The organism is Anabaena sp. UHCC 0187 (assembly GCF_009712035.1).
Lineage (GTDB): Bacteria > Cyanobacteriota > Cyanobacteriia > Cyanobacteriales > Nostocaceae > Dolichospermum.
In genome coordinates this window covers 188,337-204,244 of sequence record NZ_VILB01000011.1, presented here as the reverse complement: position 1 = coordinate 204,244, position 15,908 = coordinate 188,337, and the positions used below count along the sequence as shown (strand labels likewise).

Below are 15,908 nucleotides of genomic sequence, written 5' to 3'. Positions count from 1 at the left end.
GTTATCTCACAAAACTTCCTTGTTGTTTATATTGTAATTCACAATGAAATTTCTCAAAAAAACCATTAGAAAGCCCTACTATAAGTTAGTTAATAGCCTTCCTAAATCCATAGCTAATCAATTACTCTTAATAAGTAGCTTAATTAATAGAAATATGTGGTCTATTGGGATTTATTTTGGTGATTCTCCTTTTAATTTAACTGCACCTGCAAATGTAAAAAATCCAGTCCTGACTCACCAAGATGTATCTGATGTTAGAGCTGCATTTGTTGCAGACCCCTTTATGATTAAAGTTGGTTTAACCTGGCTTATGTTTTTTGAGGTTTTAAATAACGGTATACGTCGAGGAGAAATTGCATTTGCAACGAGTGAAGATGGAACTAATTGGAAATATGAACAGATTGTAATTGCCGAACCATTTCACTTATCTTATCCATACGTTTTTGAATGGAATAATGAATATTACTTGATTCCAGAAAGTTATCAAGCAAACTCAATCCGACTTTACAAAGCATCAAATTTTCCTACAGAATGGAGTTTCGTTGGCAATCTCCTTAATGATGGATTTTTTGTAGATTCCTCTATTTTCCGTTACGCTGACAAATGGTGGATGTTTGCTGAAACTAATGCTGATCACAAACATGATACCCTGCGTCTTTACTATGCAGAGGATTTGCTCGGTTCTTGGTTGGAACACCCAAAGAGTCCAATTGTCAGTAACAATGCACATATAGCTAGACCAGCCGGTAGAGTTTTGGTAATGAACGATCAGATTTTTCGTTTTGCCCAAGACTGTCAGCCAGCTTATGGTACTCAGGTAAGAGCATTTGAGATTACCGAGTTAACGACTACAAGTTATCAAGAACGAGAAGTTGAACAAAGTTTAGTATTGAAACCAAGTGGTTCTGGTTGGAATAGTAGTGGTATGCACCACATTGACGCTCATTTCATCCATGAAGGAAAATGGATTGCTTGTGTAGATGGTCGAAGTTAAATCCTGGTACTAATATACTCTTTGACAGGTTCATCTTCAGACAATTTGAGTTAAAGTCTATTACTACTGAGTATCGTCGATATTTATTGAAGGTGTAGTGACGGTTATTCATAAAATCGCTACACCACAGTATTAGTATTTTCCCCCGGTAAAGCATAAACAGGAGCAACAGCAAATACCATTGCCAAAGTAGACAAAGCCATCTGGTACGCAAAGTTATATTTATTACTCAATTGTCTCTTCTCAGTAATTTAATTCTGCTCTTATATATAGCCGTTCTCATTTTTTCCGCCGGTTTTCCGCGTTTATGAGTAAGTCTGGCGACACCACACAAGCTATGATCAACTCAGACAGTGCGTTTACAGCGAGCAAAATGAAAGTATGTATTTTGTTCAAGATCAAATTTAGATTACAGATTCGACATACTTCTTAATAAACCAACAGTGTAAACGCAAAACGTTCTAATCTAAAAATTGACCGAGTTAATTTACTGGGTTTTAGAGGCGTAACATCCATAAATACGCAAAAATGTCAAGCCTTAAAATAAATAACCCAGGCTGAACAGATAAACAATTATGATAGGAGTCTTAAAAATCCCATGAGTGTTAAGGCAAGCGGTGGAAGCTCAGTTGCGCGTCCGCAACTATATCAGACCTTACCTGTCGCCACCATTTCCCAAGCGGAACAACAAGACCGCTTTTTGGGAAGAGGTGAACTAAGTGAATTGGGTAGTTATTTTGCCTCCGGGGCAAAGCGGTTAGAAATTGCCAAGATTCTGACAGAAAATTCCGAGATCATCGTTTCTCGCGCGGCTAACCGGATTTTCGTTGGTGGTTCACCAATGGCCTTCTTAGAAAAGCCCCAAGAGCGCGAACTGGCAATGGTTGGTGCTGGTGGTATGAGTGTCCAAGAGGGCATGACCCTAGGAACAGTCACCTACGTTGAAAGTCGTGGTGGTTTCTTTGAAAACCTGCGTTCCATCTTCAATACCTCTGCTGGTGGTCCCACACCTCCAGGCTTTAGACCGATTAACGTAGCTCGTTATGGTCCTAGCAACATGGCCAAAAGCTTACGGGACTTGTCCTGGTTCTTGCGCTATGCCACCTATGCGATTGTCGCTGGCGACCCCAACATCATCTCTGTGAACACCAGAGGTTTGCGGGAAATTATTGAAAATGCCTGTTCTGGCGAAGCAACCATTGTCGCTTTACAAGAAATCAAGTCAGCGTCCCTGTCTTATTTCCGTAAAGATGTCGCAGCCACAGAAATTGTGACTGAGTACATGGATGTGTTACTGACAGAATTCAAAGCACCCACACCATCTACAAAAGTTCGTCAACGTCCTTCTGGCGACCAACAAGGATTACAACTGCCGCAAATTTACGCTGTTGCCGCAGAACGTCGTCCCAAGTACGCCATGAAGCCAGGTTTGTCTTCTAGCGAGAAAATAGAAATCATCAAAGCGGCTTACCGTCAAGTATTTGAGCGCGATATTACCCGTGCTTACAGCTTGTCTATTTCTGACTTGGAATCAAAAGTTAAAAATTGCGAAATCTCCATGCGGGAGTTTATTCGCCGTTTAGCTAAATCTCCCCTTTACCAAAAACAGTTTTATCAACCTTTTATTAACAGCCGGGTGATTGAATTAGCTTTCCGTCACATTTTAGGACGGGGGCCAAGCAGCCGTGAGGAAGTGCAAAAATATTTTGCCATTGTTTCCCTCAAAGGTTTGGCAGGTTTAGTTGATGCTTTGGTAGATTCTAACGAATACAGCGATTACTTTGGTGAAGAAACAGTTCCCTACATTCGGGGTCTGGGTCAAGAAGCGCAAGAATGTCGCAACTGGGGACAACAGCAAGACCTGTTTAAATACAGTGCGCCTTTCCGCAAAGTTCCTCAGTTCATTACAACTTTTGCTGCTTACGAACAACCATTACCCGACCAACATCCCTACGGTTCTGGGAATGACCCCTTGGAAATTCAATTTGGGGCAATTTTCCCGAAAGCAACCCGCAACCCCAGCAGCAGCCCTGCACCGTTTAGTAAGGATACTCGCCGGATCTTGATTCACCAAGGGCCTGGTATCAATAACCAACTCAGCAATCCTAATGCTCGGAGTGTAGCTCCTGGGACTTTGGGTGCGAAGGTGTTCAAATTAGACCAGTTACCTGGAACTATTGGCAGAAAAGCTCCTAAGGGTGTAAGTGTCAAGTTCTCAGAAAGTTCTACCCAAGCGGTAATTAAGGCTACTTATCTACAAGTTTTTGGTCGTGATGTTTACGAAGGTCAACGCCTGAAAGTTGCGGAAATTAAGCTAGAAAACGGCGATATCACCGTCCGCGAGTTTGTGCGGATGTTGGCGAAGTCGGATTTATTCCGCAAGATGTACTGGACTTCTCTCTATGTCTGTAAAGCGATTGAATATATTCACCGTCGCTTGTTAGGTCGTCCTACCTACGGTCGGGAAGAGAACAACAAGTATTTTGACATTGCTGCTAAGAAAGGCTTCTATGCGGTCGTTGATGCCATTCTTGACAGTGAAGAATACAGTCAAGCATTTAATGAAGATACAGTTCCTTACGAACGCTATCTAACTCCTGCGGGTGTGTCTTTACGTCAATTGCGCGTGGGAACTATCCGCGAAGATTTGGCGAATGTTGAGAAACAGGAAACACCTCGCTTTGTGGAATTGGGTACAGTCACAGAAATGCGGACTGAACCAGATATTGAGTTCCGCATGAATCAAGGTGTTACTAAGCAACGTGAGCAAACCAAGGTCTTTAAACTGACAGCAGTTAAGAATGACAAGGTTGCGGCTGAAACTGTGATTAGCGGTGCTTATCGGCAGATTTTCGAGCGGGATATTGCTCCTTACATCTCTAAGAATGAGTTTACAGTTCTAGAAAGTAAGTTGGTAAACGGTGAAATTACCGTTAAGGAATTTATTCAAGGTTTGGGTTACTCTAGCCTGTACCAGAAAGAGTTCTACACTCCTTACCCCAATACAAAAGTAATTGAGTTGGGTACTAAGCATTTCTTAGGTCGCGCCCCTATTGACCAAGCAGAAATTCGCAAATACAACCAAATCCTCGCTACTCAAGGGATTCGGGCTTTTATTAGCGAGATGGTAGATAGTGCAGAATACCGTCAAGTGTTTGGAGAAGATACTGTTCCTTTCCGTCGCTTCCCCACTTTACCTGCGGCTAATTTCCCCAATACCGAGAAGCTTTACAACCAGCTAACCAAACAAAATGATGATGTGGTTGTTCCTAGTTTTGAAACTGTGAAGCCACGGATTAAAACTGAGAATACGCCAATTCTCGCCAAGGCGATCGCCGATTTGGCAGCCCAAGCCAAGAAAATGGACAAGACTAAACCCTTGTTTATCGAGTTGGGTCGTTCTTTCAACGATGGTCGTGGTCAATCTGTAGAAGTTGGTGTCGGTACAAGCCGTCGCAAACCAGCCCGGATTTACCGTGCTACCACCGGGACAAATTCCCCCGAAACCAATCAGGTCATTAATGCTATCTACTGTCAGGTAATGGACGTATTTAGCGGTCAAGTTCCTGAATATTTCCGCCGTTCTGACTTAGATAGCAAATTGCGTAACGGTGAAATTACCGTGCGTGAATTTGTGATTGAACTAGCCAGTTCTGAAATCTATCGCAAACGGTTCTACGCACCTTATCCCAACACCAAGGTAATTGAATTCCTATTCCGTCACCTTTTGGGACGCGCACCAGCTACCCAAGGCGAAATCCGTCAATATAACAAATTATTGGCTGATAGCGGTTTACGGGCGGCTGTAGAAGCAATGGTCAACAGTCCTGAGTATGCTCGCTACTTTGGTGAAGATGTTGTTCCTTACAAACGCTATCCATCTTTACCAGCAGGTAACTATTTAGGTAGTGTCCAGGCTGAAGCTGACCTAGTGAAACAATCCTGGTCTAGCTTATCTCCTTCTGTTTTAACAGGTGGTCTTCCCAATAGATAGGTGCTACGCCACGGTTACAGGTTACAGGTGACAGTAGAAGAAGAAATGGAGCAGGGAGCAAGGGGGAAATCCGTCTCCTCTGCACCCTGCCCTCTGCCCCTCTGCCTCTTTTGCCTGTTCCCTGTTCCCTGGTGAATGAGCAAATCTGAAAATAAGTGTTACAAAATATTAAGAGCAGTAATAAATGCTCAACATAATACTGGACAATATTTTGCGGGAGGTAATTGAGTTTTCCACCTGGTTTACACCAAATCCAGTCAATCTGGCTAGAAATGTAAATCAAGATGTAAAGTCAGTACCAACCATATAAAGTCGTACCAGTTTAATCAAATTCTGGTTCCATTAGTTTTGGAGGAATCCATTAATGAGTATCGTCACGAAAGCTATCGTGAATGCTGATGCAGAAGCTCGCTACCTCAGCCCCGGTGAATTAGACAGAATCAAAGGTTTTGTTGCTGGTGGCGCACAACGTCTTCGCATCGCTCAAGTATTGACCGAAAACCGCGAACGCATTGTTAAAGGTGCTGGCGACCAACTGTTCCAAAAACGTCCTGATGTTGTTTCCCCCGGTGGTAACGCTTACGGTCAAGAAATGACAGCTACTTGCTTGCGTGACTTAGACTACTACTTGCGTCTTGTTACCTACGGAATCGTTTCTGGTGATGTTACAGCCATCGAAGAAATCGGTATCGTTGGTGTCCGCGAAATGTACAAATCTTTGGGTACTCCCATTGATGCAGTTGCTGGTGGCGTTGCCGCTATGAAGAACGTTGCTGCTACCCTGTTGTCTTCTGAAGACGCTGGTGAAGCTGGTTCTTACTTCGACTACGTTGTTGGTGCAATGCAGTAAGTTTTAGCTGTTTTTTGGCTCAAACTAAAACTGTTGCAATAAGGTTGGAAATAAGGAAAAAACAACAATGCAAGACGCAATTACCTCCGTTATCAATTCTTCAGACGTTCAAGGTAAATACCTTGATACCGCTGCTCTCGAAAAGCTAAAAGGCTACTTCGCTACTGGTGAACTGCGCGTTCGTGCAGCTACAACCATCAGCGCTAACGCTGCTGCTATCGTTAAAGAAGCTGTAGCTAAGTCCTTGTTGTACTCTGACATCACCCGTCCCGGTGGTAATATGTACACCACACGCCGTTACGCAGCTTGTATCCGTGACTTGGATTACTACTTGCGTTACTCTACCTACGCTATGCTTGCTGGCGACGCTTCCATCTTGGATGAGCGCGTATTGAATGGTTTGAAAGAAACCTACAACTCCTTGGGAGTACCCGTAGGCGCTACTGTTCAAGCTATCCAAGCTATGAAGGAAGTAACCGCTAGTTTGGTTGGTCCTGACGCTGGTAAAGAAATGGGCGTTTACTTCGATTATATCTCCTCTGGCTTGAGCTAGGAGTTAGGTTTGCACTTAGTTATATAGGTGCGGCTTTGTTAAGGTCTGGAGATCAATCATGATTGCTAGAAGGTTCTCTTGCTGATTGATTGTAAGTGTTATCAGTCTAGTGTTGATGGTTGATTTCCAGCCTTGGAAAAAATAATTAAAGATTTTGACTCAAGATATTTGAGATAAAAAAGTTTCTAAAACAATATCAGGAGATTTGAAACAAAATGGCTCGTTTATTTAAAGTAACTGCTTGTGTTCCTAGCTTAACTCGGACTCGCACCCAACGCGAATTACAAAATACTTACTTTACTAAGTTAGTTCCTTTTGAAAATTGGTTCCGCGAACAACAACGCATCATGAAAATGGGTGGCAAAATTGTTAAGGTGGAATTAGCAACTGGTAAGCAAGGTACTAATACTGGTTTGCTGTAATTTTTATAAATCAAACATTATTTTATTTTGATTTTGAATGGGGTCTAAAAAGACCTCTTTTTTTGTGGATTAAGTTTTCGATGTTGCTGATTAAGAGAATTTAGCTCACGCAGAGGCGCAGAGTCGCAGAGAGTAGCAAGAGTTTATCTTTTTTTCATTTGATATTCCTTTGTATCAAAAAGAAAGTTGCAAAGTGTTTTAGCTGAGTTAACTGCTAATCTTGCATGATGTTCAGATGGTTTATAGGAAATTACATGAGAATTACTCATTAATTATAAAGTATTTTCCTATGTATCACAACGTGGAAATCTTACCAGCAAGTAATCTATATTATGAGATTATGAGCGATCGCTTGTGGTGCGATGCGCCAATAATAAAGTAAAATTAAATAACCTTAGCTAAAAATTCTCTCAACTATGGCAACTGCTACTAACATTGGTACGCTATTAAAGTTATACAAAAATGGGATGAGCTTTTTTGCCCACCCCTAATTTATTAATCCTATTTAAATATTTAAGAATTATTGAGGCTGATTTTGTTGACGACGAGAACGCATATTTTCCCGCATTTGCTTCATTTGTGCTTGCTGTTCAGGAGTTAATACAGCTTGCATTTGTTGTTTTGATGATTCTCTGATTTGTTTAATTTGATCTTTTTGTGATTGAGTTAAGTTTAAAGAAGCAAAAATATCACCCCTCTTTCCACGTCCTTGTTGACGTTGTCCTTGTCCTTGTTGACCTTGTGCTTTTCTCTCTTGACGTTGAGCCTTACGTTCTGCCATTGCAGCTTGTAACTTAGTCTTTTGTTCGGGAGTCAAAACAGCTTCCATTTGAGCGCGGGTATTGCGGCCAATTTCCTGCATTTTAGTTTTTTGTTCGGGAGTCAAATTCAACTTTTGGAATTGACCTTTTTTTTGCCATTCCTTACCAGGTTGGGGTGAAGATGGGTTTTGTTGGGCTTGAACTGCAAAGGGGCTTGCGGTTAAAGTCAAAGCTAAAGTAGCAGCAATCAGTGATAATGTCTTCAGTTTCATAATTACCTTTGGGTTATGTCGGTTTGCTATGCTTCTATCATATTGAGTAACACCAGTCACGACATGAGGCAAAAGTCACGTCTACACCCATTACTTTAGTCATGACATTAGCATTCAGATATCCTCATTGCCATTAAATGGAATTATGCAAAATTTTAACCACCCAAAAGGTATTGCAACTTAATCTCAATATCAGTATTAGGCCCTGCTAGAAAAACAGCCGAGTCTTTAAACTTGGGTGGTCCTGTCAGCACCAATGGATTGTTAGAAAACCCAAAACCTTCTGTCGGAATACCAAAAGAATTACTATTGAGAATACCATCTCCATTGGCATCATGAATTAATGCCACGGCATAAGTACCTGGTTTCAAGTTCTTAAAAGTCAGTTTTTGAGGCGTTTCTGTAACCTCGATACACTCGGATTGTAAAGCATTTTCACTATTACTAGGAAATCCTTTGCTTTTAGAAAAAAGACTAGCACAAATTTTTCCAGATTGGTTTTTTAGTCCAGCCACATTAATCGTTAGATTACTATTTAATTCTGATTTAGCATTAGCATTAGCATTAGCTAAAAATAGAAAGTTTCCCAACAGAGGAAGTAGTAAGATTAGCCCCCGAATTGACCCTTGACTTAATGAAATTTTTAAATTTTGCTTCATTAATTTACCCTTTATTAAATAGAACTAATATGTTACCCAGCAATCTTGTCAATTTGAATTTTCTGATCCTTTGACAGACCAGATCATCTCACTTGTGTAAACATCATCCATCATAAAGCAAAAATTCACAAAATGTCAAAAATATACTTCACCCAAGTACCCATTCCTAGCTTAAGTAGAAGCTAAGAGCGCGTTAATATCGCAATTTTCCCCACTGCACGCTCACTTTCACTATAGCGATGAGCTGCTGATAATTCTGGCAAGGGATATGTGCGATCAATTACAGTTTGCATTTTACCAGTTTCAATTAAATCTTTTAAATACAACAAATCCTGAGTATTAGGTTTCTCTAGTACAAATTTTACCTTTTGACCAGGTAAGAACATTGTGAAAACAATCTGCAAAATTACCTCTGGGGTAGGTAAAGTGAAAATAAAAACCCCATTTGGTTTGAGAACTTTTCTACAATCGGAAAATGCTCTTTTCGCAACCACATCAAAAATTATATCGTACTGCACATTACCTTCTGTAAAATCCTCTATAGTATAGTCAATAACTAAATCTGCATTGAGTGATTTAACCAAATCCAAATTTCTAGAACTACAAACACCCGTCACCTCAGCCCCCAATGCCTTAGCAATTTGCACTGCAAAAACGCCCACACCGCCGGAAGCGCCATTAATCAATACCGACTGACCTGATTTGATATTCCCCAAGTCTCGCAGGGCTTGGAGAGCCGTTAACGCCGCTAAAGGGACAGTGGCTGCTTGTTCATAAGTCATGTTCGTAGGTTTGGGAGCAGCTAAATTTTCAGGAACAACGGCCAATTCTGCATAAGCACCTCCAGGAAAGCTAGTGCTGCCATATATAGCATCTCCTACTTTAAAGCGCGTTACTTGCGAACCAACTTCCACCACTTCCCCAGCCACGTCAAAACCCAAAATCAGGGGAAATTTGTTTCCTGTTAATATACTCAACATCCCTTTGCGGGTTTTCCAATCAATGGGATTAACACTACTAGCATTAACTTTTATAAGTAACTGATTAGATTGAATTTGCGGTTTTTCCACATCTTCATACTGCAAAACTTCAGCAGCACCATAACCACGAATAACAATAGCTTTCATGACATTTTCCTTTATCTGATTTGTTTACTATATTTATAGTCTAATAATGATCAAAGGTTCATGGCTAACAAAATTATCAATAATCACCAATAAATAATGATAAAAAAGTTAAATCTTTTGCAAATTATCTGCATTAATATAGATGTTCTTGTTGGACTGTATTCGTTGTACAGCAGGCAATACAACCACAAAAAATATTATTAATAATGGAAAACTTAAAAAAATATAAATTGCATTTTTACTCGAAAAAAAATGATAGGTTGTATACAGAATTGAATTTCGCTCGGATCTGGAGTAGTCGGATTAGTCTTACTCCAGTTTTTTATCCTCAAATCCCTGATAAACAAGAGTTTTCAGGATAATTTGCAGAAAATTTGAGTACAGTTGAATATCAAGAAAACCCAATAAAAAGATAGCTGAAATCCTTACAGGTGTTGAATTTGAGATGAGTACAAAGAAATCCTGAACCCCTCACTATAAATACTCGTACCCCTGACTATAAATACTCGTACCCCTACCCGAAAAAATCTTTTTTAATTTTTGTATCGTTGCAATGCAAGGATTTAAGGATTTGAGTACAAACATAATAAATCCAATAAGTTCTATCCTGGTGCAAACCAAGGGGGGCAAAAAAAAGGGCTGCTATAAATCATTTATCGCCAATCACTTAACGCTCCTTAACAAAACACAGTTAGCAGTCAAAAGTGAGTGGAGGGATGAGATTAGCACCATGTCTAAAATAATTTAGATATTGGCAGTATTGACAGCATCTCCCACAGTGGCTCTCAAGTCCACCTCCAACAGCGAAATTCAATGACACTACCTGCTAACAACATTCTCACCTCCGACTTTGAGAATGCCATTATCACCCCTGCTACATCTGCTGCTTGCGGTTGCGACAGCAGCACAACTCCAGAAATGGATCAAAAAATGATAGATCGCATTTCTAAGCACCCCTGTTATAGTGAAGAGGCTCATCATCACTATGCACGGATGCACGTTGCCGTTGCTCCAGCTTGCAATATTCAATGTAACTATTGTAACCGCAAGTATGACTGCGCTAACGAAAGTCGTCCTGGAGTAGTGAGCGAATTGCTCACACCGGAAGAAGCTGCACATAAAGTGTTAGTAATTGCCGGAAAAATTCCTCAAATGACTGTATTGGGAGTTGCGGGTCCTGGTGATCCTTTGGCTAATCCAGAAAAAACTTTTCGGACTTTTGAATTAATTGCCGATAAAGCACCAGATATTAAATTGTGCTTATCTACTAACGGTTTGATGCTAACAGAACATATTGATCGCATCAAACAATTAAATATAGATCACGTTACTATCACCCTTAATACCATTGACCCCGAAATAGGCGCGGAAATCTATTCTTGGGTTCACTATAAACGCAAACGTTACAGAGGTGTTGAAGGCGCAAAAATTCTCCTAGAAAAACAGTTGGAAGGATTGCAAGCTCTCAAGGAAGCTGATATCTTATGCAAAGTTAATTCCGTGATGATTCCTGGAGTTAATGACAAACACTTGATAGAAGTTAATAAGGCTATTCGTGAAAGAGGAGCATTCTTACACAACATTATGCCGCTAATTTCTGCGCCAGAACATGGTACTCATTTCGGTTTAACTGGTCAACGTGGACCAACAGGAAAAGAACTGAAAGAAGTCCAAGACAATTGCTCTGGTAACATGAAAATGATGCGTCACTGTCGCCAGTGTCGAGCAGATGCGGTAGGATTATTAGGAGAAGATCGTAGCCAGGAATTTACTAAAGATAAGTTCATGGAAATGGCTCCAGAATATAACTTTGAAACTCGTCAAGAAGTTCACGAAGGGATTGAGAAATTTAGAGAAGAAATTAAGGCTGCTAAAGATAAAGCATCAACTGGCAAAAAGTCTGCCGATAGTCCTAAAATCTTGATTGCAGTAGCAACAAAAGGTGGTGGATTAGTTAACCAACACTTCGGACACGCCAAAGAATTTCAAGTGTATGAAGTTGATGGTAATGAAGTGCGTTTTGTTAGTCACCGGAAGATTGATCAATATTGTCAAGGTGGTTACAGCGAAGAAGCTACCGCAGATAATATAATGAAATCAATTGCAGATTGTAAAGCAGTCTTGGTATCGAAAATAGGCAATTGTCCCAAGGAAAAATTAGAAGCAGCAGGAATAAAAACTGTTGAAGCCTATGACGTAATCGAAAAGGTTGCTTTAGAATTTTACGAGCAATATGTTAAGGCTAACGGGTAATAGGTAATAGGTAATAGGTAATTGGTAATGGGTAATACTTTCCAATCACCTTTTTCTCAACAACTAATCACTTATTACCTATTACCTCTTCACCAATTCCCACAAAGGTAAATAATCATGGCTTACGAAATTACTAGCCAGTGTATTTCCTGCAAGTTGTGTTTATCGGTTTGTCCTACCGGCGCAATTCAAGAAGTTGACGGTAATTATTGGATTGACTCGGAACTTTGCACAAATTGCGCTGGTAGTATTCACACCGTACCTCAATGTAAAGCTAGTTGTCCTACTGTTGATGGTTGCGTTAAACAACCTAGTGATTATTGGGAAAGTTGGTTTGCTACTTACAATCGTGTTAGAGCAAAGTTAACCAATAAACAAGACTATTGGGAGAATTGGTATAACTCTTATTCCCAAAAGATTGCCCAACAATTGCAAAAGCATCAAGGACAAGTCGTTATATAGGTGAGAGGAATATCAAGCCCCGGCGAATGGAATTCGCGGCTATACAAACAAAGTCCGCCGTCGCGGACTAATAGGAAAGTCAAGGGTTTTGCCTGTGTAGCTGCGGTTTCTAACCGCCCTAATTCCCCCAATTATTCGATTTACCACTTTATACTTTTATAGAGAAAATCATGCAAAATAATTGTATCTATCTTGATAATAATGCCACCACTAAAATAGATCCTCAAGTTGTTGAGGCAATGATGCCTTATTTGACGGACTACTATGCTAATCCTTCTAGTATGCACTCTTTTGGTGGACAACTTGGAAAGGCTGTAAAGACAGCTAGAGAACAAGTTGCTGCTTTGCTGGGAGCAGATGAATCAGAAATTGTTTTCACCAGTTGCGGAACTGAAGGTGATAATGCGGCTATTCATGCTGCTTTATTAGCTCAACCTGAAAAACGTCACATCATCACTTCCCAAGTAGAACATCCCGCAGTTTTAAATGTCTGCAAACAATTAGAATCTAAAGGTTATCAAGTTACCTATTTGTCGGTAGATTCTCATGGACAAATGGATTTGAATGAGTTAGAAGCTTCTCTAACTGGTAATACTGCTTTGGTAACAATGATGTATGCCAATAATGAAACCGGCACGATATTTCCAATTGAAGAAATTGGTGCTATGGTTAAGGAATACGGCGCTCTCTTCCACGTTGATGCAGTGCAAGCGGTAGGCAAAATACCCTTGAATATGAAGACCAGCACCATAGATATGTTAACTATATCTGGTCACAAAATTCATGCTCCTAAAGGTATTGGTGCTTTGTATGTGAGACGTGGGGTTCGTTTCCGTCCTCTATTAGTTGGTGGACACCAAGAACGAGGACGTAGAGCAGGTACAGAGAACGTTCCCGGAATTATTGCTTTAGGAAAAGCGGCGGAATTGGAACTGTTACATTTAGAAGAAGTAACTACTAAAGAAAGGAAGTTGCGAGATTATTTGGAAAAATCTCTTCTAGCTAAAATTCCCGATTGTGAAGTAAATGGTGATATCAAAAATAGATTGCCAAATACTACAAATATCGGTTTCAAATATATTGAAGGTGAAGCAATTTTGCTCTCTTTAAATAAGTACGGTATTTGCGCTTCTTCTGGTTCTGCTTGTACTTCTGGTTCTCTTGAACCTTCTCATGTTTTACGGGCAATGGGTTTACCTTACACTACTTTACATGGTTCGATTCGCTTCAGTCTTTCTCGCTACACAACCGAAGCTGAAATTGATCAAGTAATAGCAGTAATGCCGGAAATTGTTGACCGTCTTCGAGCTTTATCTCCCTTCAAAAATGATAATGCCGATTGGTTACAACAACAAGGACAAACTTTAGTAAATAAGTAATTGGTATTGGTAATTGGTAATGAATGGGTAATAAATTCTTACCAATCATCAATTACCAATCACCTCACAGAAATCTAAGATCAAAAATTCCAAAATCCAAAATCCAAAATTAACTATGTGGGACTACACTGATAAAGTATTAGAGTTATTTTACGATCCCAAAAACCAGGGTGCTATTGAAGAAACTGGCGAAGCTGGTGTGAAACTGGCAACTGGTGAAGTAGGAAGTATTGCTTGTGGTGATGCTTTAAGATTACATTTGAAAGTTGAAGAAGCAACAGATAAAATTCTCGATGCTCGGTTTCAAACTTTTGGTTGTACAAGTGCGATCGCATCTTCAAGTGCTTTAACTGAAATGGTTAAAGGTTTGACTTTGGATGAAGCTTTGGGAGTAACAAATAAGGAAATTGCTGATTATTTAGGTGGTTTACCTCAAGAGAAAATGCACTGTTCTGTTATGGGTCAAGAAGCTCTAGAAGCTGCCATTTATAATTATCGTGGCATTCCTCTAGAGGCACATGACGATGAAGAAGGTGTCCTAATCTGTAGTTGTTTTGGAATAACTGATGCTAAGATAAAGAAAGCAGTTGCACAAAACAATCTCTTCAGTGCAGAGCAAGTAACAAATTATGTAAAAGCTGGTGGCGGATGCGGTTCTTGTTTAACGAAGATTGATGATATAATAAGAGAAGTAAAGCAGGAAGCCGCCAACAAAAATCTCTACAACTACAGGGCGAAAGCTAAAACAGAAATTTCCAGTTCAGAGCAACAAAGACCATTAACTACAGTTCAAAAAATTGCTCTGATTCAAAAAGTATTAGATGAAGAAGTCCGACCTGTTTTAATCGCCGACGGGGGAGATGTAGAACTTTATGATGTAGAAGGCGATAAGATTAAAGTCATTCTTAAAGGTGCTTGCGGTTCATGTTCTAGCAGCACAGCCACTTTAAAGATTGCGATTGAAGCGAGATTACGCGATCGCATCAGCAAAGAAATTATTGTCGAAGCAGTGTAGGGGCGGGGTCTCCCCGCCCAAGGGTCTCCCCTCCCAGGGTTTTCAAAGCCCATTAACCAATTATTCTTACAACCCAATAAACACCATGAACACCACTAGATTTTCTGTAGAGCGCTCGCCTCCATAGATAGCGACGTTCTACAAACGCTCACCGCCGTAGAACTTGGCCGTGAGAACCAACAGACAAAACCACCAATTAACTAATTCTAGGAAACACGAACAATGACTGAAGAAAAAATTAGACAGATAGCTTTCTACGGCAAGGGCGGTATCGGTAAATCTACCACTTCTCAAAATACTTTAGCCGCTATGGCTGAAATGGGTCAACGCATCATGATCGTAGGTTGCGATCCTAAAGCTGACTCTACCCGTTTGATGCTTCACTCCAAGGCTCAAACAACCGTTCTTCACTTGGCTGCTGAAAGAGGATCTGTTGAAGACCTAGAACTTCATGAAGTAATGCTCAAAGGTTTCCGCGACGTTAAATGCGTGGAATCCGGTGGTCCAGAACCCGGTGTAGGTTGCGCCGGTCGTGGTATTATCACCGCTATTAACTTCCTAGAAGAAAACGGTGCTTACACAGATTTAGATTTCGTATCTTATGACGTACTAGGTGACGTTGTATGTGGTGGATTTGCTATGCCTATCCGTGAAGGTAAAGCACAAGAAATCTACATCGTTACATCAGGTGAAATGATGGCGATGTACGCTGCAAACAACATCGCTCGTGGTGTACTTAAATATGCTCACTCCGGTGGAGTTCGTTTAGGTGGTTTGATCTGTAACAGCCGTAACACAGACCGAGAAATCGAATTAATCGAAACCTTGGCAAAACGTTTGAACACTCAAATGATTCACTACGTTCCCCGCGACAACATAGTTCAACACGCTGAACTACGTCGGATGACAGTGAACGAGTATGCACCTGATAGCAAACAAGCTAACGAATACCGCGCACTAGCTAAGAAGATCATCAACAACAAAAACCTCACCATTCCTACACCTATCGAAATGGAAGAGTTGGAAGAATTGTTGATTGAGTTCGGTATTCTCGAAAGCGAAGAAAACGCTGCAAAAATGCTGGCTAAATAGGCATAATTCGCTACGAAGAAAGAATTTTCTAGCACCAGGAAAAAGGCAGAGAGCAGCACATCAAAAGCTCTCACC

At 40.5% G+C, this 15,908-nt stretch carries 14 protein-coding genes; 10 read left to right on the top strand and 4 right to left on the bottom strand.

The window, feature by feature from the left end; all coding sequences use genetic code 11:
• Positions 1–43 precede the first annotated feature (43 nt).
• From FJR11_RS10035 to FJR11_RS10015, 5 genes are all read left to right on the top strand, one after another.
• Positions 44–994: a glycoside hydrolase family 32 protein gene (locus tag FJR11_RS10035; RefSeq protein WP_168503545.1), complete on the top strand. Its 951-nt coding sequence runs from the start codon at positions 44–46 to the stop codon at positions 992–994.
• A 598-nt stretch (positions 995–1,592) separates the two neighbouring features.
• Entirely contained in the window at positions 1,593–4,988 is a 3,396-nt protein-coding gene (locus tag FJR11_RS10030) for a phycobilisome rod-core linker polypeptide (protein ID WP_168503544.1), read from the top strand.
• A gap of 364 nt (positions 4,989–5,352) precedes the next feature.
• Entirely contained in the window at positions 5,353–5,838 is a 486-nt protein-coding gene (apcA, locus tag FJR11_RS10025) for an allophycocyanin subunit alpha (protein WP_148763726.1), read from the top strand.
• Between the two features lie 67 nt (positions 5,839–5,905).
• Positions 5,906–6,391, top strand: a complete 486-nt coding sequence (apcB, locus tag FJR11_RS10020; protein ID WP_168503543.1) for an allophycocyanin subunit beta — start codon at positions 5,906–5,908, stop codon at positions 6,389–6,391.
• A 215-nt stretch (positions 6,392–6,606) separates the two neighbouring features.
• A complete protein-coding gene (locus tag FJR11_RS10015; protein ID WP_168503542.1) occupies positions 6,607–6,813 on the top strand; it encodes a phycobilisome linker polypeptide in 207 nt (68 codons plus the stop codon).
• Between the two features lie 143 nt (positions 6,814–6,956).
• Here the strand turns inward: FJR11_RS10015 and FJR11_RS23880 are convergent, their stop codons facing one another.
• The 4 genes from FJR11_RS23880 to FJR11_RS09995 all read right to left on the bottom strand — a co-directional run bounded on the left by FJR11_RS23880 (position 6,957) and on the right by FJR11_RS09995 (position 9,632).
• Entirely contained in the window at positions 6,957–7,082 is a 126-nt protein-coding gene (locus tag FJR11_RS23880; protein ID WP_168503541.1) for an abortive infection family protein, read from the bottom strand.
• A gap of 251 nt (positions 7,083–7,333) precedes the next feature.
• Positions 7,334–7,846, bottom strand: coding sequence for a P pilus assembly/Cpx signaling pathway, periplasmic inhibitor/zinc-resistance associated protein (locus tag FJR11_RS10005; RefSeq protein ID WP_168503540.1), 513 nt, complete (start codon positions 7,844–7,846; stop codon positions 7,334–7,336).
• A gap of 155 nt (positions 7,847–8,001) precedes the next feature.
• Positions 8,002–8,505, bottom strand: a complete 504-nt coding sequence (locus FJR11_RS10000; protein ID WP_168503539.1) for a DUF2141 domain-containing protein — start codon at positions 8,503–8,505, stop codon at positions 8,002–8,004.
• A 182-nt stretch (positions 8,506–8,687) separates the two neighbouring features.
• Positions 8,688–9,632: an NAD(P)-dependent alcohol dehydrogenase gene (locus tag FJR11_RS09995; RefSeq protein ID WP_168503538.1), complete on the bottom strand. Its 945-nt coding sequence runs from the start codon at positions 9,630–9,632 to the stop codon at positions 8,688–8,690.
• 813 nt (positions 9,633–10,445) lie between these two features.
• Here FJR11_RS09995 and nifB point away from each other — a divergent pair.
• The 5 genes from nifB (at position 10,446) to nifH (ending at position 15,833) form a co-directional block, all read left to right on the top strand.
• Positions 10,446–11,885: a nitrogenase cofactor biosynthesis protein NifB gene (nifB, locus tag FJR11_RS09990; RefSeq protein ID WP_168503537.1), complete on the top strand. Its 1,440-nt coding sequence runs from the start codon at positions 10,446–10,448 to the stop codon at positions 11,883–11,885.
• Positions 11,886–12,002: 117 nt separating this feature from the next.
• Positions 12,003–12,347: a DUF362 domain-containing protein gene (locus FJR11_RS09985; RefSeq protein WP_168503536.1), complete on the top strand. Its 345-nt coding sequence runs from the start codon at positions 12,003–12,005 to the stop codon at positions 12,345–12,347.
• A gap of 170 nt (positions 12,348–12,517) precedes the next feature.
• A complete protein-coding gene (gene nifS / locus FJR11_RS09980) occupies positions 12,518–13,726 on the top strand; it encodes a cysteine desulfurase NifS (RefSeq protein ID WP_168503535.1) in 1,209 nt (402 codons plus the stop codon).
• 115 nt (positions 13,727–13,841) lie between these two features.
• Positions 13,842–14,741, top strand: coding sequence for a Fe-S cluster assembly protein NifU (nifU, locus tag FJR11_RS09975; protein WP_168503534.1), 900 nt, complete (start codon positions 13,842–13,844; stop codon positions 14,739–14,741).
• A gap of 222 nt (positions 14,742–14,963) precedes the next feature.
• Positions 14,964–15,833: a nitrogenase iron protein gene (nifH, locus tag FJR11_RS09970; RefSeq protein WP_168503533.1), complete on the top strand. Its 870-nt coding sequence runs from the start codon at positions 14,964–14,966 to the stop codon at positions 15,831–15,833.
• The last annotated feature ends 75 nt before the right edge of the window (positions 15,834–15,908 follow it).